General features: G+C 58.2%; 23 protein-coding genes and 1 riboswitch. Of the genes, 12 read left to right on the top strand and 11 right to left on the bottom strand.

The genetic code is table 11. The features are described from left to right. Positions 1–38 precede the first annotated feature (38 nt). The 7 genes from gcvH to KCG45_RS07865 all read right to left on the bottom strand — a co-directional run bounded on the left by gcvH (position 39) and on the right by KCG45_RS07865 (position 8,742). Positions 39–410, bottom strand: a complete 372-nt coding sequence (gcvH, locus tag KCG45_RS07895) for a glycine cleavage system protein GcvH (RefSeq protein ID WP_218316730.1) — start codon at positions 408–410, stop codon at positions 39–41. Positions 411–415: 5 nt separating this feature from the next. Beyond that, positions 416–1,561 (bottom strand): glycine cleavage system aminomethyltransferase GcvT, encoded by a 1,146-nt coding sequence (gene gcvT / locus KCG45_RS07890; protein ID WP_218316728.1) that lies wholly within the window; start codon positions 1,559–1,561, stop codon positions 416–418. A 166-nt stretch (positions 1,562–1,727) separates the two neighbouring features. Next, positions 1,728–1,826: riboswitch (glycine riboswitch) on the bottom strand. A 99-nt stretch (positions 1,827–1,925) separates the two neighbouring features. Beyond that, positions 1,926–3,113: a serine hydrolase domain-containing protein gene (locus KCG45_RS07885; RefSeq protein ID WP_218316726.1), complete on the bottom strand. Its 1,188-nt coding sequence runs from the start codon at positions 3,111–3,113 to the stop codon at positions 1,926–1,928. A gap of 31 nt (positions 3,114–3,144) precedes the next feature. Continuing rightward, complete coding sequence (metH, locus tag KCG45_RS07880; RefSeq protein ID WP_218316725.1) at positions 3,145–5,775, bottom strand: methionine synthase; 2,631 nt, start codon at positions 5,773–5,775, stop codon at positions 3,145–3,147. Then, the gene (locus tag KCG45_RS07875; RefSeq protein ID WP_218316723.1) at positions 5,775–6,821 is read right to left on the bottom strand and encodes a homocysteine S-methyltransferase family protein; all 1,047 of its coding nucleotides are present in this window, start codon (positions 6,819–6,821) and stop codon (positions 5,775–5,777) included. The genes metH and KCG45_RS07875 overlap by 1 nt, the downstream gene beginning before the upstream one ends. Further along, on the bottom strand, positions 6,818–7,747 hold the full coding sequence (metF, locus tag KCG45_RS07870) for a methylenetetrahydrofolate reductase [NAD(P)H] (protein ID WP_218316722.1): 930 nt from the start codon (positions 7,745–7,747) through the stop codon (positions 6,818–6,820). Before metF ends, KCG45_RS07875 begins: the two co-directional genes overlap by 4 nt. Further along, positions 7,744–8,742: an ArsR/SmtB family transcription factor gene (locus KCG45_RS07865; RefSeq protein WP_218316720.1), complete on the bottom strand. Its 999-nt coding sequence runs from the start codon at positions 8,740–8,742 to the stop codon at positions 7,744–7,746. The genes metF and KCG45_RS07865 overlap by 4 nt, the downstream gene beginning before the upstream one ends. 55 nt (positions 8,743–8,797) lie before the next feature. Here KCG45_RS07865 and KCG45_RS07860 point away from each other — a divergent pair, with 55 nt between their 5' ends. From KCG45_RS07860 to KCG45_RS07845, 4 genes are read left to right on the top strand one after another with little or no spacing between them, the layout of a single operon-like run. Beyond that, a complete protein-coding gene (locus tag KCG45_RS07860) occupies positions 8,798–10,807 on the top strand; it encodes a beta-galactosidase (protein WP_255548087.1) in 2,010 nt (669 codons plus the stop codon). 40 nt (positions 10,808–10,847) lie between these two features. Further along, positions 10,848–11,921 (top strand): Gfo/Idh/MocA family protein, encoded by a 1,074-nt coding sequence (locus KCG45_RS07855; RefSeq protein ID WP_218316719.1) that lies wholly within the window; start codon positions 10,848–10,850, stop codon positions 11,919–11,921. Between the two features lie 8 nt (positions 11,922–11,929). After that, positions 11,930–12,886 carry an aldo/keto reductase gene (locus KCG45_RS07850; RefSeq protein WP_369410757.1) on the top strand — a complete coding sequence of 319 codons (957 nt, stop codon included), beginning with the start codon at positions 11,930–11,932 and terminating at the stop codon, positions 12,884–12,886. Position 12,887: 1 nt separating this feature from the next. Beyond that, a complete protein-coding gene (locus tag KCG45_RS07845; RefSeq protein WP_255548086.1) occupies positions 12,888–13,802 on the top strand; it encodes a TauD/TfdA family dioxygenase in 915 nt (304 codons plus the stop codon). Here KCG45_RS07845 and KCG45_RS07840 read toward each other — a convergent pair. Beyond that, a complete protein-coding gene (locus KCG45_RS07840) occupies positions 13,791–14,762 on the bottom strand; it encodes an NAD(P)H-binding protein (RefSeq protein WP_218316716.1) in 972 nt (323 codons plus the stop codon). The two genes, KCG45_RS07845 and KCG45_RS07840, sit on opposite strands and share 12 nt — an antisense overlap. Positions 14,763–14,890: 128 nt before the next feature. Between KCG45_RS07840 and KCG45_RS07835 the strand changes: the two genes are divergently transcribed. Next, positions 14,891–15,442: a pseudouridine synthase gene (locus KCG45_RS07835; protein ID WP_218316714.1), complete on the top strand. Its 552-nt coding sequence runs from the start codon at positions 14,891–14,893 to the stop codon at positions 15,440–15,442. Here the strand turns inward: KCG45_RS07835 and KCG45_RS07830 are convergent. Then, positions 15,439–16,590, bottom strand: a complete 1,152-nt coding sequence (locus tag KCG45_RS07830; RefSeq protein WP_218317587.1) for a cupin domain-containing protein — start codon at positions 16,588–16,590, stop codon at positions 15,439–15,441. The genes KCG45_RS07835 and KCG45_RS07830 overlap by 4 nt on opposite strands. A gap of 11 nt (positions 16,591–16,601) precedes the next feature. Then, positions 16,602–16,856 carry a hypothetical protein gene (locus KCG45_RS07825; RefSeq protein WP_369410756.1) on the bottom strand — a complete coding sequence of 85 codons (255 nt, stop codon included), beginning with the start codon at positions 16,854–16,856 and terminating at the stop codon, positions 16,602–16,604. A 731-nt stretch (positions 16,857–17,587) separates the two neighbouring features. On the opposite strand from KCG45_RS07825, the gene KCG45_RS07820 reads away from it, so the two are divergent. After that, positions 17,588–18,025: a hypothetical protein gene (locus KCG45_RS07820; RefSeq protein WP_218316711.1), complete on the top strand. Its 438-nt coding sequence runs from the start codon at positions 17,588–17,590 to the stop codon at positions 18,023–18,025. A 49-nt stretch (positions 18,026–18,074) separates the two neighbouring features. On the opposite strand, the gene KCG45_RS07815 is transcribed toward KCG45_RS07820, so the two are convergent. Beyond that, positions 18,075–19,799 carry an alpha/beta hydrolase family protein gene (locus tag KCG45_RS07815; protein WP_218316709.1) on the bottom strand — a complete coding sequence of 575 codons (1,725 nt, stop codon included), beginning with the start codon at positions 19,797–19,799 and terminating at the stop codon, positions 18,075–18,077. A gap of 573 nt (positions 19,800–20,372) precedes the next feature. Between KCG45_RS07815 and KCG45_RS07810 the strand changes: the two genes are divergently transcribed. The 6 genes from KCG45_RS07810 to KCG45_RS07785 all read left to right on the top strand — a co-directional run bounded on the left by KCG45_RS07810 (position 20,373) and on the right by KCG45_RS07785 (position 24,933). Then, positions 20,373–20,930, top strand: coding sequence for a hypothetical protein (locus tag KCG45_RS07810; protein WP_218316708.1), 558 nt, complete (start codon positions 20,373–20,375; stop codon positions 20,928–20,930). An 85-nt stretch (positions 20,931–21,015) separates the two neighbouring features. Next, entirely contained in the window at positions 21,016–21,780 is a 765-nt protein-coding gene (locus KCG45_RS07805) for a crotonase/enoyl-CoA hydratase family protein (protein WP_218316706.1), read from the top strand. A 39-nt stretch (positions 21,781–21,819) separates the two neighbouring features. Then, complete coding sequence (locus tag KCG45_RS07800) at positions 21,820–22,641, top strand: sulfite exporter TauE/SafE family protein (RefSeq protein ID WP_218316705.1); 822 nt, start codon at positions 21,820–21,822, stop codon at positions 22,639–22,641. 20 nt (positions 22,642–22,661) lie between these two features. Then, positions 22,662–23,279 carry a LysE family translocator gene (locus KCG45_RS07795; protein WP_255548184.1) on the top strand — a complete coding sequence of 206 codons (618 nt, stop codon included), beginning with the start codon at positions 22,662–22,664 and terminating at the stop codon, positions 23,277–23,279. Positions 23,280–23,555: 276 nt separating this feature from the next. Continuing rightward, positions 23,556–24,377: an alpha/beta fold hydrolase gene (locus KCG45_RS07790; RefSeq protein WP_255548085.1), complete on the top strand. Its 822-nt coding sequence runs from the start codon at positions 23,556–23,558 to the stop codon at positions 24,375–24,377. Between the two features lie 166 nt (positions 24,378–24,543). Next, on the top strand, positions 24,544–24,933 hold the full coding sequence (locus KCG45_RS07785) for a hypothetical protein (protein ID WP_218316701.1): 390 nt from the start codon (positions 24,544–24,546) through the stop codon (positions 24,931–24,933). The last annotated feature ends 331 nt before the right edge of the window (positions 24,934–25,264 follow it).

Raw genomic sequence — 25,264 nt, 5'->3', positions numbered from 1 at the left:
TTATCGGCCTTTTGGCAGGTGCGGCGTCGGCTGGACGGTCAGAGACTTTCGACGAAGGTCTTGTAGGCTTTGTCGTCCATCAGGCCTTCGAGCTCGGACGTGTCGGAAATCGTGAGGCGGAAGAACCAGCCATCTTCCTCGGGCGAGGAATTGACGAGCGCCGGGTCATCTTCGAGCGACGAATTGGTTTCGGTGATCTCGCCGCTGATCGGGGCGTAGACGTCACTTGCCGCTTTCACACTTTCGACGACGGCGGCGTCTTTGCCCTTGTCGATCACAGCGCCGACATCGGGCAGTTCAACGAAGACGATGTCGCCCAGCTGCTCCTGCGCGTAGTCGGTGATGCCGACCGTGGCACTATCGCCTTCGACATCGATCCATTCGTGTTCATCGGTGAAATAACGCGGCATAGGTATCAGCTCCCTCGAAAATAGCGGTGCGGGACAAACGGCATGGGTGAAACTGTGGCAGGCAGGCGCTTTCCGCGCACTTCGCATTCGAGCGCGGTGCCATCCGCGGCGTGCAGCGCGTCGACATAGCCCATGGCAACCGGGCGCCCGAGCGTCGGCGAAAACCCGCCGCTGGTGACGGTTCCAATCTTCTGGTCGCCCGCAAAAACATCGGCCCCTTCGCGCGCAGGCATGCGGCCATCGAGCAGCAATCCGACGCGCTTTTTCGCAAGCGTGCCGCCTTCGGCTTCGGCGAGCCGCGCCGCGATCGCCTTGTGCCCGAAAAAGCCGCCCTCGCTGCGGCGCTTCTTCGATAGGGCAAAAGACAGGTCGGCGCTGACCGGGTCGATATTCTGGTCAAGGTCGTGTCCGTAAAGCGGCAGACCGGCTTCGAGACGCAAACTGTCCCGTGCGCCCAGCCCTGCAGGCTTCACCCGCTCATCGGCAACGAGGGCATTGGCGAGGTCTTCGGCGCGGCCTTCGTGGACAGAGATCTCAAACCCGTCCTCGCCAGTATAGCCCGCGCGGCTCACCCAAAGATGCGCGCCGTCCCATTCAAACAGCCCGGCGGTCATGAAGGTAAGCTCGCCCGTGCCAGGGATAATGCTCTCCAGCACTTCACCCGCCTTCGGGCCTTGCAGCGCAAGCAGCGCGAAATCATCGAAATGGGTGAGCGTTATGTCGTCGGGCAGATGCTCGCGCAGGTGGGCGATATCGTCCCACTTGCATGCGCCATTCACCACTAGCGCGAGGTGCGGTCCCGTGTTGGTGACCATCAGGTCATCGATCACACCGCCCGCTTCGGTGAGCAGCAGCGAATAACGCATCTTGCCCGGTTTGAGATTCGATATGGCGCCGGGAAGCAGCTTTTCGAGCTCATGCGCGGCATGGTCACCCTTGAGCGTAAGTTGGCCCATATGCGACACATCGAACAGGCTGGCGCTTTCGCGGGTCCAGTTATGTTCGGCGACGATGCCCCCGGACGGACCGGTGTACTGGATCGGCATTTCATAGCCTGCGAACGGGACCATCCGCGCGCCCTGCGCACGGTGCCAGCTATCCAGCGGGAGCGTATCCAGCGGCGTTTCGTCGTGTGGTGTGTCGTCGCTCAAAATCTCGGTCCCCGAACAGGCATTGCAACGCTCCGAACCGGTGCGTCGTTCCTGCCCCCTCTGTCGGGAAACCTGAGAGCTTCAGCTGCGCGTACCGGACGGCGTGCACAGCCTCCCCTTCGGTGGTGCCTGCGGTGATCCGCCGACACGCTTTCCAGAGTGCCTGTGCCTGTTCGCGGTCCGTTTGCCTGAGAGTTTCCGGGGCGGTTGCTCCTTCGGCGCCGATCCCGATCTGAACCGGGCCAGTCTCTCCCGCGAAAGACGCCGGAATCGCTCCCGGCAGGCATTGCTCATGTTGCGTATGCGAAGACCGGCGTCAATCACCCTTCGCGAAATTCCGGGAAAACGCGAAACTTTCGTGCGCTCAGTCGCTCGATTGCTGGTTCAGAAGCGCCTCCGCACGGGCCATGAGCGCGATTTCACGCGGGTCGAAACCGCCCTCGTCCTCGGCCGACTGGCGCGGCGGGACGGCGGTGGTGAAGTAGGCGATACCATTACCGGCGCGCACATCCATCCATAGTCCCGAACGCAGCCCATAGGCCTCTCCTGCATGACCGATGCGAATGCGACCATCGGGAAACAGATTGTCCTCGCACCTGCCGTTCGAGTTATCGATGGATTGCAGGGCCAGGCCATAGGAACAGAAGAATGACTGATCCTCGTGCTTGAGAAAAATCGACGAGAACAGCGCCCATGTGCTTTTCTCCGTCAGGAAATTGTCGTCGACCGACTGCAGGAATTGCTGTCCGATCTTCGCAAGGTCCATCATCCCTATCCGCACGCCGCCCTGCGGAGAAAAGATCGAGGCATTGGTTCCCGGAACATAGCCATCCAACGAGCACTCTGTACCCCCAGCCACGGGGATCGTGCAGTTGGGCGGCACATCCGCCGGGTCATCGCGCGCAATCTCGCCCGTATCGCGGTAAAGCACCACGGCGCGCGCCACCTGTTCTTCACTGCACCCGATCCAGTTGAGGCATCCCTCGGCCCCCAAGGGCGCGAAGACCGTGCGCTCCACGATCGCGTCATAGCTTTCGCCCGTCGCCGCTTCGAGCGCAGTCGCGACCACTGGCGAGCCGAGATTCGCGTATTCGAACGGTGCCTCTCCGGGCGGTGCATCTGCGAACCACGCCTCGGGCTCCGCCAGCTTCGCCTCCAGGCTTTCACCCAGCGGAATGACATATCCTGCGGTGTCGCGCAGGCCCGCGCGGTGCGAGAGCAGCTGTGCCAGCGTTACCGCAGCATCGGGGAAGCCGGGCGAACGCACCTGCCAGCCGAGATAGTCCGAGACATCCGCGTCCAGTGCGACCTTGCCTTCGTCCACCAGCCGCAGGGTCGCGAGCGCCATGATGAGTTTCGAAATGCTCGCGATGCGCACCGGATCGTTGGGCTCGACCTCGCGCCCCGTCGCGCGGTCGGCAATCCCTTCGACGATGAGCGGCGTGATAGTGTCCCGGTCGAAAGCGACGACAATTGTTGCGGGCACGGGTTCATGGGCTTGAATTGACATCGGGGTCAGCACCAACAGCGCGGCGAACAGGCGTTTGATCATTTCCCCACCATTGACGTTAACCCGCTTGGGATCAATCCAGATTTGGCCTCAGCCAGCGCTCGGCCGTCGCGAGATCGATTCCGCGACGCTTAGCATAGTCTTCAAGCTGATCGCGTCCGATCCGGGCAACGCCGAAATATTGCGATTCCGGATGACCGAAATAAAACCCGCTGACCGCTGCCGTCGGCCACATGGCAAAACTCTCGGTCAGCGTCAGACCCACGTTTTTCTCCGCCTCCAGCAGTTCGAACAGGATCGGCTTGAGAGAGTGATCGGGACACGCCGGATAGCCCGGCGCGGGGCGAATACCGCGATATTCTTCCTTGATTATCGCTTGGTTGGTCAGCTGTTCACCCGGAGCATAGCCCCAGAGATCGGTGCGCGTGTGGAGATGCAGACGCTCGGCAAAAGCTTCCGCAAACCGATCGGCGAGCGCTTTCAACAGGATGTCGGAATAATCGTCCTTGTCCTCCTGAAACCGGGCGATATGCGGCTCGATACCGTGAATGCCGACTGCGAAGCCACCAATCCAGTCGCCATCGGGGTCGATGAAATCGGCCAGACACATATTGGCGCGATCACGCGATTTCTTCACCTGCTGGCGCAGGAAGGGGAGCACGACGTGCTCCTCCCGGTTCACGCGGTGGATCGTCACATCGTCGCCGTCTCGTGCGCAGGGCCAGAAACCGGCAACACCGCGCGCCGTCAGCCATTTTTCGGAAACGATCTTGTCGAGCATCTCGTTGGCGTCGTCGAACAGCTGACTTGCCGTTTCGCCAACGACCTCATCGGTCAGGATAGCCGGGTAATTGCCATGCAGTTCCCACGCGCGGAAGAACGGGGTCCAATCGATATATTCGCGCAGATCGGCAAGGTCCCAATCGTCGAAAACGTGCACGCCGGGCTTGAGCGGCGGCGCAGGCTTGTCCGACAGATAGGCGTCGTAATAGTTCGCGCGCGCGTCTTCGAGGCTGAGCAGAACGCTCGGTGTCTTGCCAGCACGCGCCTGCCGCACTTTCTCGTATTCGCTGGCGGTCTCACCGACGAATTCATCGCGCTGGGTATCCGAAAGCAACTTCGACGCCACACCGACTGCACGGCTCGCATCGAGCACGTGGATCACCGGGCCTTCGTAATTCGTGTCGATCTTCAGCGCGGTGTGCACCTTGCTGGTGGTCGCACCACCGATCAGCAACGGCATCGTCATTTCGGACCGCTGCATTTCTTCCGCGACCGTCACCATCTCGTCTAGCGAAGGGGTGATCAGCCCGGACAGCCCGATCATATCGGCGTTGTTCTCGTTCGCGGCCTCAAGGATTTTCGGCCACGGCACCATGACGCCAAGGTCGATCACGTCATAGCCATTGCATTGCAGCACCACGCCGACGATGTTCTTGCCGATATCGTGCACGTCGCCTTTGACGGTGGCCATGATGACCTTGCCTTTGGCCTTGCGCTCGGCCTCGGGCAGCAGGTCTTTCTCCGCCTCGATAAACGGGATGAGGTGGGCAACAGCCTTCTTCATGACACGCGCCGATTTGACCACTTGGGGCAGGAACATCTTGCCGCTGCCGAACAGGTCACCGACGACATTCATACCGTCCATCAGCGGGCCTTCGATCACTTCGATCGGACGCCCGCCATTGTCGGCTGTCGCACTGCGCATCTCTTCCGTGTCGTCCACGATATGCGCGTCGATCCCTTTGACGAGCGCATGCTCGAGCCGCTTGCGCACTTCCCAACCGCGCCATTCTTCGGCGGCCTTCTCATCGGCAACGGATTTGCCTTTATAACTTTCGGCGAGATCGATCAGCCGCTCGGTTGCATCGTCGCGGCGCATGAGGATCACGTCTTCACACGCTTCGCGAAGTTCCGGATCGATCTGGTCGTACACGTCGAGCTGGCCGGCATTCACGATAGCCATATCGAGCCCTGCAGGGATCGCGTGATAGAGGAATACCGAGTGCATTGCGCGGCGGACGGTTTCATTGCCGCGGAAGCTGAAAGACAGGTTCGAAAGCCCGCCGCTGGTTTTCGCGTGAGGGCATTGCTGCTTGATCTCGCGTACCGCTTCGAGAAAATCGAGACCGTAGCGATTGTGCTCCTCGATCCCCGTCGCAACCGCGAAGATATTGGGATCGAAGATGATATCTTCGGGCGGGAAACCTTCGGCGACGAGCAGGTCGTATGCGCGCTTGCAGATTTCCACCTTGCGCTCTTTGGTGTCCGCTTGCCCAACTTCGTCGAATGCCATGACGACGACAGCCGCCCCGTAAGCCATGCATTTGCGCGCATGCTCGAGAAAAGGCTCCTCGCCTTCCTTCATGCTGATCGAGTTGACGATCGGCTTGCCCGATACACATTTCAGTCCAGCTTCGATCACCTCGAACTTGGAACTGTCGATCATCACCGGCACGCGTGCGATATCGGGTTCCGCAGCAATAAGCTTAAGGAAAGTCGTCATGGCGTGGACCGCATCGAGCAGCCCCTCATCCATGTTGACGTCGATCACCTGCGCGCCGTTTTCAACTTGCTGACGAGCGACCTCTACCGCGGCAGCGTAATCATCCGCCATGACAAGTTTCTTGAACCGGGCAGACCCGGTGACATTGGTGCGCTCGCCGATATTGATGAAGCGGGCGCTCGAGTTCTGCTGGTCCATCAGGCCGCCACCACAAACGGTTCAAGACCAGCAAGCCGCATCATCGCTGAGGGTTCGGGGACCGCGCGCGGCGGCAATCCTTCGACCGCATCGGCAATCGCCTTGATATGCGCGGGGCTGGAGCCGCAGCAGCCACCAAGGATATTGGCCTGGCCGTTCTGCGCCCATTGCCCGACAAGCCCAGCGGTCGTTTCCGGCATTTCGTCATATTCGCCCAGCTCATTGGGAAGGCCTGCATTCGGATAGGCCATCAGCAGCGTGTCGGCGATGCTCGAAAGCGATTGCACATGCGGGCGCAATTGGTCCGCGCCAAAGCTGCAATTAAGGCCGATGGTAACAGGGTTTGCGTGACGCACCGCGTACCAGAACGCCTCGACCGTATGGCCCGACAGGTTCCGGCCCGAGAGATCGGTGAGCGTCATCGAGATCATCACCGGAATGTCCCGGCCCAAATCGCTTTCCAGCTGTTTGACTGCCATGATCCCAGCCTTTGCATTGAGAGTATCGAACACCGTTTCGATCAGGATGAAATCGCAGCCGCCTTCGATCAGGGCGGCGGCCTGTTCCTTGTAAACAGCGGTTAGCTCATCGAAGTCGATTTCGCGGTATCCTGGATCCTCGACGTCCGGGCTGAGCGACAGTGTCTTGTTGGTCGGGCCGATTGCGCCCGCAACGAAGCGCGGTTTGCCATCCTTCGCCGCGTATTCATCGGCGAGCGAGCGCGCGATCTTCCCGCTGGCGATGTTGATCGCTGCGACCTGATCCTCCGCGGCATAATCCGCCTGACTGATACGATTGGCGGAGAACGTGTTGGTGGAGATGACATCGGAGCCGGAATCGAGATAGGCGCGCGTAATGTCCTCGATCACGTCGGGCCGGGTCAGGGCGAGGATATCGTTGTTGCCTTTCTGGTCGGCCTTCAGTCCCAGATCGCCGGCATAGTCCTCTTCGGTGAGCTTGCGGTTCTGGATCTGCGTTCCAAACGCGCCATCGAAGATCAGGACCCGCTCGGCTGCTGCAGCCTGCAAGCTTTCACGTGCGCTCACGATCGCTCTCCGAGCGGACGTTTGCCGAGCATGTGGCAGATAGCATAGGCCAGCTCGGAGCGGTTGAGGGTGTAAAAGTGCAGGTCGCGCACACCGCCTGCATAGAGACGGCGGCACAGCTCTGCTGCGACGGTTGCGGCAACCAGCTTGCGCGCGTCGGGCTTCTCATCGAGACCATCGAACAGCCCGTCCATCCAGGCCGGGATTTCTGCGCCGCACGCGCCTGCAAATTTGCGAGCTTGCGCGACATTGGTGACCGGCAGGATGCCAGGGACGACGGGTGCCGCAATCCCTGCGGACGCCAATCGATCGCGGAACGCGAAGAATTTGTCCGGCGAGAAGAAGAACTGGGTGATCGCGCGGGTCGCGCCTGCGTCCAGCTTCCGCTTGAGGTTATCGAGATCAGCCTGCGGGCAATCGGCATCCGGGTGCGTCTCCGGATAGGCGGCGACTGAGATTTCGAAATCAGCGATGTCCTTCAATCCCGCCACGAGCGCAGCGGCGCTCTCATAGCCATCCGGATGCGGTGTGAAAGGCGCACCTGGCTCGCCCGCATCACCCCGCAGCGCGACGATGTGGCGGACACCGGCTGCCCAATACTGTTCGGCGACTTCGCGAATCTCGTCTTTCGACGCGCCCACGCAGGTCAGATGGGCAGCAGCCGGTATCTGCGCCTCTGCGATGATCCGCGCAACCGTCGAATGGGTCCGCTCGCGTGTGGACCCCCCTGCTCCGTATGTGACAGAAACAAAGCTTGGCGAAAGCGGCTTAAGCTCCTGCACCGCATCCCAAAGCTGCGCTTCCATCTTTTCCGACTTCGGCGGGAAGAATTCAAAGCTGACATCGACATCGCCGGGCAATCCGGAAAACAGCGGTATGTCCACGGCAGTGCGGGCTTCGTGTAGCTGATCGAGGGTAGGCGTCATGCGGATCGCTCTTTGGCAGGGGTGGTAGAATTCTGGCTTTCAGGAAGATTGCGGCGTGTCCCGAGCCAAATCTTGACGATCAGCTCACCACCCTCCAGCGCGACCGGCTCTCGGGCAGAGAATCCGGATGAGCGCAGCAGGTCGCGCATCTGACTGTCGGAAAAGCCGAGCCGGGAATGCTGATGCCGTGTGCGCAACTCCTCACGGTCATGGCTCGCAAAATCGACGATCGCGATCCGCCCGCCCGCCCGCGTCACCCGTGCCGCTTCGGAAAGCGGGAGCGCGGGATCCTGCGCAAAATGCAGCACCTGGTGCAGCAACACGGTGTCGAAACTGGCGGCGGGAAACGGCAAGTCGGAAAAATCGCCTTGCACAAGCTCGATTTGCGCGGTCGGGAGATGCTGAAGTTTTGCCCGGGCCACGCGCAACATTTCGAGGTTCTTGTCGAGGGCGACCACATGCTCGGCCTTGTCGGCGAAAAATTCCGCCATCCTGCCTGTCCCGGTACCGATGTCGAGCACCGCACCGAGCGGCGCATCACCGAGCGCTTCGGCGAGCTTCTTCTCGACCTGTGCATCCGAACTGTGGAGCGCGCGCAAGTCATCCCAGTCACTGGCATGGCGTGCGAAGTATCCTTCTGCCGATTCCTCGCGCGAATTCCGGATCGCGGCAAGCTTCTGCCTGTCGGCTTCGCAAAGCTCTGCAAATTCGGCGTTCTCGCGCTCTGCTGTGGCGAGCAGGCGCTCAACGGCTGCAACGATAGCGTCGCTGCTGCCCGATCCGCTGGTTGAGCGCAGGAAAACCCAGCTTCCCTCGCGCCGACGTTCGGCAAGCCCCGCATCGCACAGAATACCAACGTGCCGCGAAACACGTGGCTGACTCTGGCCGAGTACCTGAGCCAATTCACCGACGGCCAGTTCCATCGTGCCGAGAAGCTGCGCGATACGCAGCCGGGTCGGATCTGCCAGAGCCTTGAATATCGTCTCGATCGCCATTCCAAATGGATATAAAGATATTTTTATATCTGTAAATGGCCTGAGTTTCGTATGATTGACGCCGGCGAAGACTGGCCGGGGCAAGCCGAATGCACTTGCAATCGCAACGCGCGATGTCGAAACGGCTTATCGCCCCAGCGCATCGTCGAGGAAAGCCATGAAGCTTGGTTGCTGCTATTACCCTGAACACTGGCCCGAGGACATGTGGGAAGATGATGCAAGGCGAATGGCCGACATGGGCCTCTCGCTCGTGCGGATCGGGGAATTTGCTTGGAGCCGGATCGAACCGGAATCAGGGCAGATGCACTGGGAGTGGCTCGACCGTGCCATCGATACCCTTGGCAATGCCGGGCTGAAGATCATCTTGGGCACCCCAACTGCCACGCCGCCAAAATGGCTGGTCGATACGATGCCGGACATGGTCGCGATCGACGAGCAGGGACAGCCTCGCGGCTTCGGCTCTCGGCGACACTACTGTTTCTCGCACAATGGATACCGCGCGGAAGCCCGCCGGATCACCGTTGCCATGGCCGAGCGATATGGCGATCATCCTGCCATCGCCGCATGGCAGACCGATAACGAATATGGTTGTCACGACACCGTCTTGAGCTTCTCCGACGCCGCGGCCGGGAGATTCCGCGCATGGCTGGAGGCCCGGTACGGGACCCCGCACGCGCTCAACGAGACGTGGCGCAATGTCTTCTGGAGTATGGAATATCGCTCATTTGCAGAAGTCGATCCGCCCAACCTTACCGTGACCGAAGCCAATCCTGCGCACTGGCTCGACTACCGCAGGTTCGCCTCAGACGAAGTGGTTAGCTTCAACCGCGAACAGGTCGACATTCTGAGCAAAATATCGCCGAACCGCGACATTACCCATAACTTCATGGGGTTCTTCACCGAGTTCGACCACCATGATGTCGGACGCGATATCGATCTTGCGACGTGGGACAGTTACCCGCTCGGTTTCCTCGAGCAATTCTGGTTCGATGGCGACGACAAGCGCGACTACATGCGCCAGGGCCATCCCGACATCGCGGCGTTCCATCACGATCTGTATCGTGGATGCTCGAACGGGCGCTGGGGCGTCATGGAGCAGCAGCCCGGCCCGGTGAACTGGGCGCGTTTCAACCCCGCGCCGCTGCCCGGCATGGTCGCGCTGTGGACGATGGAAGCCTTTGCGCACGGTGCCGAATTCACCAGCTATTTTCGTTGGCGGCAAGCTCCGTTCGCGCAGGAACAGATGCATGCAGGATTGCTCCGACCCGATGGTGAGGAAGCCCAAGCGGCGGACGAAGTGCGCGAGGCAGCCCGCGTGATCGAAAGGCTGGGCCCGCAGCAAACAGTGAAAGCCCCGGCAGCGCTTGTTTTCTCATATGAGGCCGCGTGGGTTTGCGGCATCCAGCCTCAAGGCGGGAGCTTCCGCTATCTGGAGCTTGTTTACGGGTGGTACTCGGCACTTCGGCGGCTCGGCTTCGATGTTGATATCGTAGCCGCCGATGCCGCTCTGGACGGATACGAGATGGTATTTGTTCCTACCCTGCCCATCGCGCCCGACGGGTTCGTAAAAAGGCTTTCGGCGCTCGACTGTCCTGTCCTGATCGGACCTCGAACCGGCAGCAAAACGCACAGCTTCTCCATTCCCGATGGGCTGGCACCGGGAGGCTTGCGCGATCTTGTCCCGCTGACGATCGCTCGGGTGGAAAGCCTCCGCGATGGTGTGGCCGAGGAAGGCGACGGTTTTGAGGTCATGCGGTGGCTTGAGCATATCGAGAGCGAGCTCGTACCCGAATTCGCGCTCAAATCAGGACGCGGCGTCGTCTTCAGGAACGAGAATTATCGGTATTGTGGCGGTTGGCCCGACCGCCCGCTTTTGACCGCGTTGATAAAGCGCATGTCCGATGAAACCGGGCTTGCCACGACCGTACTGCCGAAAGGGCTTCGGATACGCCGCACGGCAACGCATCAATTCGCGTTCAACTATTCATCAGAGCCGGTGCTGTTCGAACAAACGGGGCAGACCATTGCGCCCGCCTCCTTTGCAATCACGGCGCTTACGACATGATCCCTTGCCAAGCGCCGCGCCCGCGCACATGTGCACCGCGATGAGCGCCACAAGGACATATGCGATTATCGGCTGCGGCATGATGGGCCGCGAGCACATGCAGAATCTCGCGCTGGTCGAGGGGGCGGAGCTGACCGCGATCGCCGATCCCGATGCCGGATCACGCGAGGCGGCAGCGTCTCTGGCAGAGCGCCTGGGACAGGATGTACAGCTGTTCTCCGACAACGCCGAGATGCTTCGGCAGTCCGAACCCGACGCGGTTGTCATTGCATCGCCGAACTTCACGCATTTCGATATTGTCAGGCCCGTGATGCAGGCAGGCGCTGCGATCTTGCTCGAAAAACCGATGTGTACCACTCCTGCTGATGCCAAGGCGCTGGCGAAGGCCGCGCGCGAATACCCGAACTTGCTCTGGGTGGGCCTCGAATATCGCTATATGCCGCCGGTCACGCGCTTTATCGAGCGTCTGCATGCGGGCGAGGTGGGCGAGATAAAAATGCTCTCCATTCGCGAACATCGTTTCCCGTTCCTGGTCAAAGTCGGCGACTGGAACCGCTTCAACCGCAACACCGGCGGCACCCTGGTCGAAAAATGCTGCCATTTCTTCGACCTGATGCGGCACATTCTTCGGGACGAACCGGTGCGAATCTTCGCAAGCGGCGCGCAGGACGTGAATCACATCGATGAGCGTTACGACGGCGAAACTCCCGACATCATCGACAACGCCTTCGTCACGGTCGAATTCACAGGCGGCGCGAGAGCCATCCTCGATCTCTGCATGTTCGCCGAGGGGTCGGAGGAGCAGGAAGAGATCAGCGCCGTCGGCCCCGCGGGCAAGATGGAAGTCAAGCTACCATCAGCCGAAGTCACGTGGTCGCCGCGCGACAAGTCCGGACCGTTCGTCACCCATGTCGATACCCCGCCCGATGCTCTCGCGGCTGGCGACCATCACGGAGCAACCTATTTCCAGCAGCGCGATTTCCACGACGCGCTTGTCAACGGGACCGCGCCGCTGATCGATGCGCGCGATGGTTATCGCTCCGTCGTCATGGGCGCGGCTGCCCAGCAATCCATCGCCACTCGGCAGCCCATCGACATCAGCTTCGAAGATTAGGAACAGACGTGCTTCAAGACATGCCCCGTATCGGTTTCGGCCTCTGGAAAATCCCCCGGGAAAACACGGCCGACTGCGTCGTCGAGGCTGTGAAGGCGGGCTATCGCCATTTCGACAGCGCGGCAGATTACGGCAACGAGGCCCAGACTGGCGACGGGCTCGCCAAGGCCATCGCTGACGGGCTCACGACCCGCAACGAATTGTGGGTCACGTCGAAGCTCTGGAACACCTTCCACGCGCCCGAACATGTCGAGGAGGCGTGCCGCAAATCACTGGACGACCTGAAGCTCGATTACCTTGATCTCTACCTGATCCATTTCCCCATCGCGCTCGAATATGTACCGATCGAAGAGCGCTATCCGCCAGAATGGCTGTTTGACCCCGCAGCGCCAAACCCGGCGATGAAGGCTGCGAAAATTCCGTTGCACGAGACATGGGCCGCGATGGAGGCTCTGGTCGACAAGGGCCTCGTGAAGCAAATCGGCGTGTGCAATTACAATTCCGCCCTGATCCATGACCTGATGAGCTACGCCCGGATAAAGCCTGCGATGCTCCAGATCGAAGCGCACCCTTATCTGTCGCAAGAGCGTCTGATCCGCCTTGCCGGACAATACGGTGTCGACGTAACGGCATTCTCTCCACTGGGAGCGCAGAGCTATTTCGAACTCGACATGGCAGCTGAGGGTGAAAGCCTGCTTGGGGCCGCTCCGGTCATGGTTGCGGCAGATGCGCATGGAAAAACACCCGCACAGGTTCTCCTGCGCTGGGGCCTGCAGCGTGGTACAGCGATCATTCCAAAGACGACCAAGCCGGAGCGTATGAGGGAGAATCTGGACGTGTTCGACTTTGAGCTTTCGCAGGTGGAAATGGCCGCGATTGGCGCGCTCAATCTCAACCGCCGCTTCAACGACCCAGGGACCTTTACCGAAGCGGCCTTCAACACATTCCATCCGATCTATGACTGACATGACCGATCACGAATTTCCCGCGATCATCGCTGGCGGCGGAGACCTTGCCGCTTTCCTCAGCGTGAACAAACCTGCGGTCGATGCGGCGCTCCACGATGCAGGCGCGCTGCTGTTTCGCGGTTTCGACGTCCCCGATCCGACCGCTTTCGACGCTGCGGTTCAGGGGTATGGCGAGCCAGGCTTTACCTATGAAGATTCGTTATCCAACGCCGTCCGCACCAATGTGACGCCGCGCGTTTTCACTGCGAACGAAGCGCCGCCGACAACCGAGATTTTCCTGCATCATGAGATGGCGCAGACCCCAATCTATCCCTCGAAACTGTTTTTCTATTGCGAGATCGCAGCTGAAACCGGCGGCGCCACGCCGCTGTGCCGCTCCGACTGGGTGCTGGACCGGCTGACGGGCGAGGCACCCGGCTTCGTGGCGCGGGTCGAAGCCGAAGGCGTGCGCTACACCAATGTCATGCCCGGCGATGACGATGCAGGATCAGGCCAGGGCCGCAGTTGGCGCAGTACTTTGAGCGTTTCGGACAAGGGTGCAGCCGAAGCGCGTCTGCGCGATCTGGGTTATTCGTGGGAATGGCAGGATGACGGGAGTTTGCGCGCAACGACACCGCCGCTTCCCGCAGTCCGCGCGATCGGCGATGGCCGTCGCACTTTCTTCAACCAGCTCATCGCCGCATTTCGCGGATGGGCCGACAGCCGCAACGATCCCAACAGGGCAATCACCTTTGGCGATGGCACGCCGATCACATCGGAGGACATGGCACCTGCGATAGCGATCGCGGATGCGCTGACCGCCGATCTGGCATGGCAGCCCGGTGATGTTGCTCTGGTCGACAATTACCTGGTGATGCACGGCCGCAGACCTTTCGCAGGGAAGCGCCGCGTCCTCGCATCGCTAGTCGCCTAGCGTTCCGGATTGCAGACCGTCGGCGTGAAGCAATTTCTCGTAATGGCCGTGAAGGGTGTCGCTTCCGAATTCGGGAGTGGCTTCCTCTGAATACTCGCCGGTTTCAGGGTCGAGCACGAGCATGCTCTGCGTAGCATAATATTTCGCGATCCGGGCGTATTCGGCTTTCTCCGCGAACCAGTCGGACACAGGCGCGCCGAGCGAAAGCACGCGCGCTGCGGCACCGAAAAGCGCAGGCGGGACAGACCGGTAGTTTGGTTCTCTCCCGGTGAGACCGAACAGCAGTTCGCCTTGGCCGCGCGGCGAGATCGCGGGGCCCGGCCCGCCGATGGGCAGCACCTGGTTTCTCGCTTCGGGATCGGACATACAACCGGCAATGAAGCGCGCAAGGTCGCGGTCGCTGATCGGCTTGCAGCGAGTAAGTTCGCCGCCTCCGAAAAGCAGAAAAGGTTTGCCACGTGCAACGCGAGCGACCTGCCCTGACAGCGATTTGAAGAAGGCGGTTGGACGCACGATCGTATGCTCCACAGGACTTTCGATCAGCTCTTTTTCAAAGGCAAGCTTGGCATGCTGGAACGCCAATTGCGGTCTTTGTACGCAAATTGCCGAGAGCAGCAGGAAGTGCTCTGTCCCGGCATGCTCGGCTGCGCGGAGCAGGTTGGAATTCGCAGCATAGTCGACCGCCTGTGCGTCCTTGGGCGATCCGCTCCGCGATGCGAGGCACGAAACCACGCATGATGGCGCGATATCGTGAACGCTATCGCGCAGGGCAAGCGGGTCGGACAAGTCTGCGAAAACGATACGTGCGCCGCCTTGGGCGTGAAACCCGGCCGCCTCTTCGCCGGAAGGAGAGCGCCGCAGCAGGCATACGACTTCGTGTCCGTCGCCGATTAGCGCCTCCGCAACCACTCTGCCGATCGTACCACTAGCCCCTGCAATCAAAATGCGAATGCGCTGCATCCTGTCCTTCAAGATTGACCAAGCTCGGTGCATGACCATAGCTGCCGTTCGCGCGCAAGCCGAACTCGGCCAAAGCGCAGGACGGGACAGCCACTTGACTTCGTCTCCGATGCGTCAAAGGTCGCGCGATGGCGCGTTTGATCCTGTTCAACAAACCTTTCGGCGTGCTCTCGCAGTTTACCGACCGAGGAAGCCCAACGAAACGCCAGACGCTTTCGGATTTCATCGACCTCCCGGGGGTTTACCCGGCAGGCCGGTTGGACCGCGACAGCGAGGGATTGTTGCTGCTTTGCGATGACGGGAAATTGCAAGCGAGGATCGCCGATCCGCGGTTCAAACTGCCCAAGGCATATCTGGTGCAGATTGAAGGCGAAGCAGAGGATGCGGTGCTCGATCAGTTGCGCTGCGGTGTTCGCTTGAAAGACGGAATGACCCGGCCTGCCGAAGTCGAGCGTATCGCCGATCCGCAATTGTGGCCACGCGATCCGCCGATTCGGGTGCGCAAATCCGTACCCGACAGCTGGATCAGGTTGACCTTGCGCGAAGGCAAGAACCGTCAGGTACGCCGGATGACGGCAGCGGTCGGCCATCCCACGCTGCGCCTCGTAAGGTGGTCAATCGGCGACTGGGATCTGGAAAACATCGCGCCAGGAAACTGGGCTGAGGGTCGAAGCTTCTAGGCCTCCTTCTGCTCGAAGGCGATGCAACCGCGGTTGATGAGGTCGCATATGAGCACGCCGACCTCTCTTTTAATCTGTCGAGGCTGGATCTCGACCCGCGGCGCTGCGCAAAGAGCCTTCGCAAACACTGCCGTTTCCGCTGTGCATGGCGTGCATTCCCCGTCAACCATCAGCAGCACTTCGCCCTCTTCCTCGCTTATGAACGCAAACCGGCTCGCCGGATTGCGCAGCACAACCTGGCCGCTTTCAAGCGTTCTGGAGATCGTGTCGAGGGTGACGGGGTCTTCGAGCTGCCAGTCCAGCTGTTCATTTTTGGGAGCGGTTGCAAAGGCACCGAACCAGCGCGCAAACGCCTTTTCATCGTTCAAGCGCTCGGCAATCATCGCGTGCAAGCGGGCAAGGGCAGCGCCAGTGATCTCGCCAGCATTGTCCTGCGCGGCCAGATCCGGGTCGGTGTAGCGATCATCGTCGCCATCAAGGCTCGCGGCCTCTTCTGCCCAGCCCGCAATCAATTCATCGCGCGACGGGGCGCGGAATCCGACCGAGTACGTCATGCAGTCATGGCCCACGGCCACGCCGCGATGCGCGATCCGGGGCGGCACGTAGAGGATATCGCCCGGTTCCAGCAGCCAATCCTGCTCCGGCTCGAATTCTGCGAGCAACCGCAAGCCGTCATGCGGCAATAGCGGCGTGTCCTCATCGCAAAGCCCGCCCAATTGCCACCTCCGACGCCCGAGTCCTTGGATGAGAAACACATCATATTGATCGAAATGCGCGCCGACCCCGCCGCCATCGGTCGCATAGCTCACCATGACATCGTCGATCCGCCAATTGGGAATGAACCGAAACGGGTCGATAAGCTCGGCTACGCCGGGCACGTAATGATCGACCGCTTGAACAAGCAAAGTCCAAGGCGCTTTGCCGAGATCATCAAAGCGGTCCTCTTCGACCGGGCCGTGTTCGAGCGCGATTTCGTCCGCCGCCTGCGAAATCAGGCGCGATTCCACGTGCGGCTCGCATGCAAGGCCGGCAAGCTCGTCCGGCTCAAGGGGATTGTGCCAGTCCGCCCACGGATTGCGGATCAGCAACGGTTTCTTCTGCCAATATTCGCGCAGAAATGTTTGCGCGTCGAAATCCGTGAAACGCATCGCCATTGCAGCTAGCTCTGGCCCGCAGAAGCAACGAGATCCATGAAACTGCGCGCAGCCTCACGGTCAGACTCGTCGTCAAAAGCCACATCCAGATCGGGCGCGGCATCGAGCATGTAGAGCAGACTCCAAAGGCCAAACCGCTTGCCGCGATCTTTCTCCAAGCCGAAATCGACCAGCATTCTGTCGGTAGCGGTAGGTATCGCGTCGACCTGCACTTCACCCAACTCGGTGGTGCCGAAATAGCGCTGCAATAGGTGTTCCATGTCCATGCCATCGCGCTAGACCTCTGGGCAGGCGATGCAAGCGTTCTGAGAACTCGAGCCCGCGCAATGAGGCCGCCCCGCGGCCCTCAGCCGATCGCTATTCAATTGGATTGGAGAGTGGTGCCGCTTAGAGGATTCGAACCTCTGACCCCATCATTACGAATATGGTTCAAACGGACTTGCGATCCTGCGCCAGTCTTCGCCAACCGACGATATCTCATTGTATTGTTCTGGCACTATTGAGATCGGCCTACGCCACGATTTCTCTTCGTTCGCTTGCAAAGCTCAGCGCCGATGGGATGGCGATCCCCACGAAAAGGCGATCCTTCCCCTAGGGTGACGAACTTCGAGGATTCGAAGTCAGGGCAATGGTATGGGGTGCTGAGGCCTTTGTGCTTCAAGACCAGTACCATATCGACCACATAAGTTGACGATGTCAATATATTGTGGCAAGAATGGCTCATTATGCACTGCGTGCGCATGTTGAATGGCGTTAAAACTCATTCTGGATGATCTATGATCGACAGTTTGTCTTCTCATCCCGGAAGAGAATAAGGCTGTTTGGGCATGGGGTCTCAAAGGCAACATGTTCCTGCTGGAGGCTCGATTATCGTCATACTCACAGCCGTTTTCGCGGCTATCGTCGCTTCCGCTTTTGAACAGATCCAGAGTGTATTCGATGGTCGATACGGTGCTCAGTGCTCTGTTCCGTCAAAGGAGCGTAAGGATTTATGCATGAACATGTGAGGCAAGAATTTCAGTCATTGCTGGACGAGTATAGTTGGATTGCGAAGAAAATGCTCGCGGAGGATCTAGAGTTCTGTCCTTATGGCGCCGCAATAAGTATAAGCGGTGATCTTGTGAGTGTTTCAGCTGTCGGCATCGATGACGTCACGCGACCAAGTGAGATGCGCCAATGGCTAATCGATCATATGAGGGAACAAGCGCAAGCCGGGCAGTACAGAGCCACAGCTGTTTTCTATGACAGCAAAACCGTTTCACATGACGACAACAGTTCGTCCGATGCTATCGCGATTGAGCTCGACCATGTTGACGGTTACCCCGTTCTCATCTTTGAACCTTACCAAGTCAAAGATGGTCATTTGGACTATGCTAACTTGGGTATGTGCGAAGGGCAGACTTCGATATTTCAACGAACACAACAATAATCACTCCCTGAACAACGTAGCTTTAGTGAGGGATTGTATGCTGCGTTGATCACTTGAAACGCGCAGAAATCCAATCGCTTATCCGTTCAAGCGCAACGGGCGAAATAGCTTCGTCCAACTGAGCATACTCCGCCATGTTACCGGTCGTTGCGGTTTGGAACATGTGATTCAGACCGTCAATCTGCTCCACGGTTGCATCCGAATTGCTCGCGAGCGCTGTCCCTATGCCACCAAGGTTTGGGCCCGGTATGACCTGCTGGTCAAGACTGCCGGCGAGTGCCAAAACCGGTATTCTTAGACGTGAAAGCGAAGAACGCGGGTCGTAATTGAGAAGAAATCTGAACCAGTCTCGCGAGAACTGCGAAACCGCCCGATCCCGCATCGCCTCGTTTCCGCCGAGCGCTACGAGCAGATCAGGCGTGAGTAGCTCGCGCGCTTTCTCTGCAGCGCCCCCCTTATTGGGAGCATTCCTGATCTCCTCGTAAAACGAACGGATATCTGGTTCCGAAGCGATCACTGCCGCTTCGGGAAAGCCGGCGTTAATGGCCATGACGCGTCTCTGGCCTAATTGCACTTCAATAAAGTCAATTCCAGGAGCCCCGAGCATTATAAAAAAGCTTGTGTCGTCACTTTTCAGTGCTGCAAGGTTACCCACAACTGCTCCTTCGCTATGGCCAATCAGGCCGATAGCTTGGGGATCAATGTCCCCCCGTCGCTTCAAGTATGCGACAGCGGAAAGAGCGTCTTCTGCAAAGTCGGCCGAGGTTGCAGACATAAAGTCGCCGGTGGATCTCGCAAAACCGCGATCGTCATACCTCAAGACCGCGATTCCGCGTCGTGCCAAATACTCGGCGATTACCCTAAAGGGTTTGTGGCCATAAAGGGTTTGATCACGGTCTTGGGGGCCGGACCCCGTCAACAATATTGCAGCCGGAAATGGCCCACCGCCTTCGGGAAGTGTTATTGCACCCGCCAGCGTCACATCACTTTGTGTACTGGCAAAGGCAATCTCCTCTTCGATGAACAGTCGCGAACTATTCGTCGGCTGAGTCTTGCTGGCCGCTTTGGGTGACGAACCGTCTTCGGCTTCCCGGACAAAGATGATGGCTGTTACCGGCTGACCCGGGAAGGCCCAGTCCCCCTCCATAAGGCCGGCCTCGACATCGATGGTGCCGGAAAACGCCCCACCGGTCGCACTAACAACGAACTCTACCATATCGTCGCTGAATTTGAGGTCAGCAATTGCCAGATTCCTGAGTCCGAAGGTGGGTGCCTCGAAGGAGCCTCTCGTTCCCAAATCCGACGTGGCGAAGCGGAGGATGAAGCGTACGGCATGACCCTGTCGTTCGACATGCCCGTTCCATACTCCGTCAATGCCGGGAAAACTTGCTGAAGCAAACGGCAGTCCGGCTTTGAGAATGAGCGGAACTCTCATTCCTGATTGCGTCCATATACCTTCCCAGGACTGCCCGTCCTCCGACCATTCACCCTCGAATCCAGCCGCTATTGAGGGCACCAAAAAAGTCAGTCGATTGTCCCCAGTCTCAAGCGATGTGAGCGGCAGAGGCGAACTACCAACTTGCCCCGGAGTTTCGAGAGTTCCGTGCCCCTCGCTCAGTTGGTCAGCGACGATCTTTACAATCACCTCGACGCGGTTTGCTCCCGCTTCGATCTCTCCATACCAGGTGCCAGCGGCGCTTGGCGTATCGCTAGCGAGGGCAGGTGACGTGACGATCGCAAGGATAAAAATGAGCGACAAATAGAGGTTTCGCATGATCCTGTCCTGAGATTGTAAGTGGAGGCGGTCGCAGTCTCTGAGGACCTCGCGCAAAACGACTGCAGAGCGAGCTCACGAACATTGGCGAAGACGCCGCATGCCGATGTGAACAACCACGAAAAGAAGGCCTATCGCAGTGAAAACGTATGGGAGGCTTTGCCTTGTGCTTGCCTCGACAATTTGAGCAACAAACGAATTGATTGGCAAAATCGCGAGGTACAGTCCTGCGAAAACTATCGCGATGAATGTGGCCGTAGGATCCCGCTTCGCTCGGTCGATTGTGCAGCTCTTTATCGTATCTAGAATTGTCATTTCGAAAACTCTCCTGAACAATATGGATCGCAAAATCAAAATTGACATCGTAAATATTGGATGTCAAGCATCATTTCCATATTGAAAAGCTGGCTTTACAGTAGAACTCGAAGAGGCTCGTCCTACCCTCCTGTTCGGAGGCATGTGCCAGTGACTGAAACCAAGTGTTTAGTGTTTGCCAAGCGTGGCTTGTTGCAGTTTTGCCAGGGTCCCCCACCTTTACATTTGATCACCATCAGCCTGATCTGATCGGCATCGTTGTACGAAGCCTCGATCATCCAAGCCATTGAAATTGAGGATCAAGTTGACCGAAAAGACCGCCCATTGCTGAACGCGATGCTCCTGGCGAGAGACTTATCCCTCGCCTCGCTCCTGCGCCTGCGCGCTCTCTCGATAGCGAGTACGGAACGCTCTTCGCTGACTGGCTGCACCGGCTTTGCGTTTCCACAAATCATTCAGGTGTCGGCCCGCTTGGCGTTTAGAGCCGAACCCGACGAAGGAGCAGGTTTCAGTCGGGCATATCGCCGCTCTGCTCATGAAACCGCGCATCATTGGTTCGGGCATTTGCTGGGACATGACATCCTGGACGAACGCGCCTTTCTGGTGGGATCGCTGGCGAAATATGTTGGATTTCGCGTGATGGAACGGGGCTTCGGCAGTGCCCCATCTATTCGCTCGGTAACTCGGAACACTAGAGATGATAAGTTTAAAAAACTGCCAAGCTTAGCAGGTGCTGTCGAATTAGCGCGAAGGCGTCCCTGCCAAACACGTTTCACCTCACCTTCGGTGTTCATGATACGGTCGCAACGGAACTGAGAGTTTGAGAAAACTCGTAAATTGACATCGTCAATATAATGCTGTTCATAGCCCTCTCTTCGCCAAAGGCTTGGGAGAAAATGCTTTGTCAGTTGACTATGAAACTTCGGGTTCGATAGCCTCCATCAAGATCAGGCGCCCAGAACGTCGAAACGCTGTCGATTTAAAAACGGCGGAACAACTGATCGAAGCGTTCAAGACTTTCGATCGCGACGACGCGCTGTCCGTCGCTGTATTTTCCGGCGATGGTGATACATTCTGTTCGGGCGCAGATCTTCAGGCCTTGTCGCAAGGCGAACGCAAACCGGTGCTTGAGAGTGGTGATTTTGCGCCGATGGGGCCGAGCCGCTTGCGATTGCTAAAGCCTGTGATTGCGGCTGTTGAGGGGTTCGCGGTCGCTGGGGGACTCGAACTTGCTCTTTGGGCTGATATGCGCGTTGCTGGACGGTCCGCAGTATTTGGTGTCTACTGCCGCCGCTTCGGCGTTCCCCTGGTGGATTTGGGTACAATAAGACTCCCGCGACTCATTGGCCAGTCGAGAGCTGCCGATATGATCCTCACCGGCCGCGGGATCAGCGGAGAAGAGGCGCTTGCATTCGGCTTGGTTAACCGGCTTGTCGAAGACGGCAAAGCGCTTGGCACGGCCTACGCATTAGCGCACCAAATGTCCGCATTTCCCCAAACCTGCCTTCGTAGCGACCGGCAATCGATGTTCGAGCAATGGGACCTTAGCGAGCAAGAGGCGATCGCGAACGAAATTCGTCATGGATTGCGGACGATCGCTTCGGGCGAGACACTCTCGGGCGCTGACAGCTTTGTTAATGGGACCGGTCGACATGGAGCATTCTGAGCCTGGACTCTCAAGTTACCTCCAACTCTGGAATTGAAGGTGTTCGAAGGCCTCGCAAGCCCCTTGGACTTGGTCTTGGTTCTACTTGGAACAAGCATCGTCGCGGGCATCGCGGCAGGCCTCTTCGGTATCGGAGGCGGAGCCATCATCGTGCCGGCGCTCTACTTCGTGTTTGTCGCAATGGGTCATGAACAAACTGCGATGCATGCTGCATTGGCCACCTCACTCGCGACGATGATACTTACCTCCACAAGGTCAGTTTTGGGGCATCACAAGCATGGAGCGGTGGACTGGGCGGTGTTGAAGTCCTGGTCGCCATGGATCGTTTTTGGTGCTTTTGCAGGCCAGGCTACTGCGAGCGGGCTCACTGGATCACAACTGGCAGTCGTATTTGCGATCCTCGCTTATATCTTGTCTGCCCAGTTGTTCTTCGGTCGACCGGACTGGAGACTTGGCGATGATCTTCCGCGCGGCCCCTTGCGTGCAGCCATTGGCGGCGCGATTGGCACTTTATCCAGCCTAATGGGCATCGGCGGCGGTGTGTTCGGCGTGACGCTAATGACCGTTTATGGCCGCGCAATGCAGCAAGCTGTCGGAACCGCTGCCGGCTTTGGACTAGTCATAGGTTTGCCAGGTGCGATGACCGCTGCGGTTGCCGGATATGGCGCTGATGGGTTGCCACCGTTTTCACTCGGATACGTCAACCTGGTGGCATTGGCCTTCATTTCAACAATCACCGTTGCGATGGCGCCGCTCGGAGTGAAATTGGCGCACTCGCTGGATGGGCCTATGTTAAAACGTCTCTTCGCTTTTTTGCTCTTCGCGGTGGCGACTCGCATTCTTTTTGGTTCGATGGCGTAGAGACTGCCGGACACGTGGATATGCTCATCCCGATACCATGGATTCCGTTCCTGTTGGCAGCGGTGTCGCTCAATTTGCCTCCCAGATCTGATATGGCTTTTGTGGCGGCAAATGCGGCTGGCAACGCGACACTGGGCATATTTGCAGTGCTTGGGATTCTGGCAGGATGCCAGGGCCAAATTTTTGTTGCGATGATTGGGCTGACTACCATCGTCGCGCTTTCGACCGTTCTGTTCACGTGGCTCAAGCTCCTTGGCGCATTCTATCTGCTGTGGTTCGCTTACACGCTGAGCAAGTCCGTGAGACCAAGCGACGCCGATCAATTGATGCAGAATTCGAACTGGCAAGCATTTCGCCATGGCATGCTGACTAATGGCTTGGACCCAAAAGTCGGTGTCTTTTACCTCTCGTTCCTACCTCAATTTATTAGTCCAGCCGAAGGATCGGTCTGGCTCCAATTTCTTGCCTTGGCGCTCCCGTTCAGCCTTTTGGGAGCACTTGCCAATCTGGCAGTTTCAATTGTTGCTTCACATTCAGGTGCGAAATTGCATTATTTCCGCCAAGTTGAGGTTTTCTTCCGCTATAGCGCTGCCTGCATGATGGCCTTCTTTGCCGTTGGGATGATCTTTGGCGAATAGCTGCGCTAAATTGATGAAGGGCTCGAACGATTGAGCCTTGGCACAGTCTGACTCGAAGGTTGCCCAACATCTGCTCCAGCTACTTGCTAAAACAAACCTAGTTTGACGAGGAAGTGTTTCCGACTGCTACCTTCGTTTTCAAATCGACCCTGTCAGACTCGACGGTCTCATGATTTCTCTCGCCTAGCCTGCGAATTGACATGAGTGTCTGCAAAACGATATTGACAATGTCAATTTACGGCATCATCTTCCCGTTAGAGTTATCTGAGTGTGACAATGAAGAAGTTTAGGCTCCCAGACGGAGACCTCGTTTTTCAGCAGTGTGGGGAGGATCATGGGGAAGCGGTCATCCTGATCCACGGCTTTCCAATGACCCATGAGATCTGGCGAGCGATCCTGCCTCTGATGTCCTCGAACCGACGATACATCCTGCCCGATCTCACAGGATTTGGGGGGAGTACAGGGTCGCTCAATGAGAGCTATACCCTGAAACGGCTGGCATGTGATCTCGTCGGATTGCTTGATTACCTTGATATCAAGCGCGCCCATATTGTCGGTGCATCACTTGGCGGCATGGTCGCCATCAAGCTGGCATCCTTAGTGCCCCAGCGTCTTCGTTCACTGACTGTTTTCAATACTGTCGCACATGCGGAAACGCCTTTCGGCAAAGAGCGTAGAGATCGTCAGCTAGCTGACGTGCGTAGCCAAGGCGTTGCGCGGTTCACTTCTCGTTTTGCAGCTGGTCTGTTTCCAGAAGGAACCCCTGAGCCCATTGTGCAATTCCTGGCCGACAATATGGCTAAGGCCTCGGTCGAGAGCGTTATCGCCGGACTCAAGTTGCTGCGTGATCGCGAAGATCAAACGGCGCAACTGAAGATGATTGTGGCGCCAACGCTAATGATCGCGGGGGGCCGCGATAATGGATCATCACCCGAGATGATGGGTCAAATGGCTCGACTGTGTCCTCGTGGCGAACTTCGGATCATTGACGGAGCTGGTCATATGCCGTCGATCCAAATGCCACATCTTGCCGCGAGCATTCTCGAGGATTGGCTAAGCAATTCGGGGGCTAATTGTCCTGCTCAGAACGGCCCTTGATGAGCATCGCCCTGCTTCTCGTCCTCTCGTTCAAGGACACGAAGGTGCGCCCTCCTTTAGCGCACACAAGGCAAATCAGAACCAGTTTCGTTTCACGAAAGCCAATTTTCAGGAGGAAAACATTACTCAATTCACCGCCAAGATCGCCGCGACAATCGGATTTCTCGTGATTGGGCTATTGATCCCCTATCTTGAGGTCAACGACACGCATGTCTTCAACCCAGACTGGACACCGCACGCGCGATTGCACGAAGTTTGGCAATTGCTCACCAATACAACACTCGCAGCGATCGGACTCTGGCTTGTGTGGTTTGGTGCCCGCATTCGGGCAGCTTCCCTGATCGGACTAGTGATCTCTGCTGCTTTCGTTGGTGCATATCTCTTGCGTGATATCTATGGCGGATCGACGACCTATGCTGATGGTAGCGTCAAAATCATATTCGGCCTCAACGCAACAGTGATTGCAGTCTATGTGATGGGCGCAGTGGCCGCTTTATTTACCTTCGCTGCATTCGCGGGAAGTCTCGCAGGGAATGATCGTTCGCGAGACGCGTAGCGGAGATAAACAAGGTCGATCAAAACAGATTCCACAATATCGATGTAGATGGCGAGAGTGTTTCTGGAGCTTTCGACCAGCTCTGCGCAAGTGATGTCCGTCGGCGCTGTTCTGGCTGGCATTACCCAACCAGCTTACTGAGATCTTCAGAGGACAGCAGCTTCAATCTGAGAGGCTTGGTTGCATGGTTTGGAAGCTGGCTTGTTGGTCGTGGATTTTGCATGCAGTTCTTCAACAGGTCCGAAGCGACAAGGACCACGTTTGTGCGGTTTCCAATGACCTGCACGCTCGCCGCGGCGTTGATCATTGATATCAAGTCAGCGTGGCGTCG

This window comes from Erythrobacter ani (assembly GCF_019204025.1).
GTDB classification, from domain to species: Bacteria; Pseudomonadota; Alphaproteobacteria; order Sphingomonadales; family Sphingomonadaceae; genus Erythrobacter; species Erythrobacter ani.
This window is presented reverse-complemented; position numbering and strand designations above follow the sequence as displayed.

Bases quoted from the DNA above. Each gene is read 5' to 3' on its own strand.
- KCG45_RS07795 (WP_255548184.1), top strand. From the start codon at position 22,662: ATGCTCATCCCGATACCATGGATTCCGTTCCTGTTGGCAGCGGTGTCG.
- KCG45_RS07840 (WP_218316716.1), bottom strand. From the start codon at position 14,762: ATGCAGCGCATTCGCATTTTGATTGCAGGGGCTAGTGGTACGATCGGC.
- KCG45_RS07865 (WP_218316720.1), bottom strand. From the start codon at position 8,742: ATGGCGATCGAGACGATATTCAAGGCTCTGGCAGATCCGACCCGGCTG.
- KCG45_RS07845 (WP_255548086.1), top strand. From the start codon at position 12,888: ATGACCGATCACGAATTTCCCGCGATCATCGCTGGCGGCGGAGACCTT.
- KCG45_RS07790 (WP_255548085.1), top strand. From the start codon at position 23,556: ATGAAGAAGTTTAGGCTCCCAGACGGAGACCTCGTTTTTCAGCAGTGT.
- gcvH (WP_218316730.1), bottom strand. From the start codon at position 410: ATGCCGCGTTATTTCACCGATGAACACGAATGGATCGATGTCGAAGGC.
- KCG45_RS07820 (WP_218316711.1), top strand. From the start codon at position 17,588: ATGCATGAACATGTGAGGCAAGAATTTCAGTCATTGCTGGACGAGTAT.
- KCG45_RS07830 (WP_218317587.1), bottom strand. From the start codon at position 16,590: ATGCGTTTCACGGATTTCGACGCGCAAACATTTCTGCGCGAATATTGG.
- metF (WP_218316722.1), bottom strand. From the start codon at position 7,747: ATGACGCCTACCCTCGATCAGCTACACGAAGCCCGCACTGCCGTGGAC.
- KCG45_RS07815 (WP_218316709.1), bottom strand. From the start codon at position 19,799: ATGCGAAACCTCTATTTGTCGCTCATTTTTATCCTTGCGATCGTCACG.
- metH (WP_218316725.1), bottom strand. From the start codon at position 5,775: ATGGACCAGCAGAACTCGAGCGCCCGCTTCATCAATATCGGCGAGCGC.
- KCG45_RS07885 (WP_218316726.1), bottom strand. From the start codon at position 3,113: ATGATCAAACGCCTGTTCGCCGCGCTGTTGGTGCTGACCCCGATGTCA.
- KCG45_RS07835 (WP_218316714.1), top strand. From the start codon at position 14,891: ATGGCGCGTTTGATCCTGTTCAACAAACCTTTCGGCGTGCTCTCGCAG.
- KCG45_RS07855 (WP_218316719.1), top strand. From the start codon at position 10,848: ATGAGCGCCACAAGGACATATGCGATTATCGGCTGCGGCATGATGGGC.
- KCG45_RS07825 (WP_369410756.1), bottom strand. From the start codon at position 16,856: ATGGAACACCTATTGCAGCGCTATTTCGGCACCACCGAGTTGGGTGAA.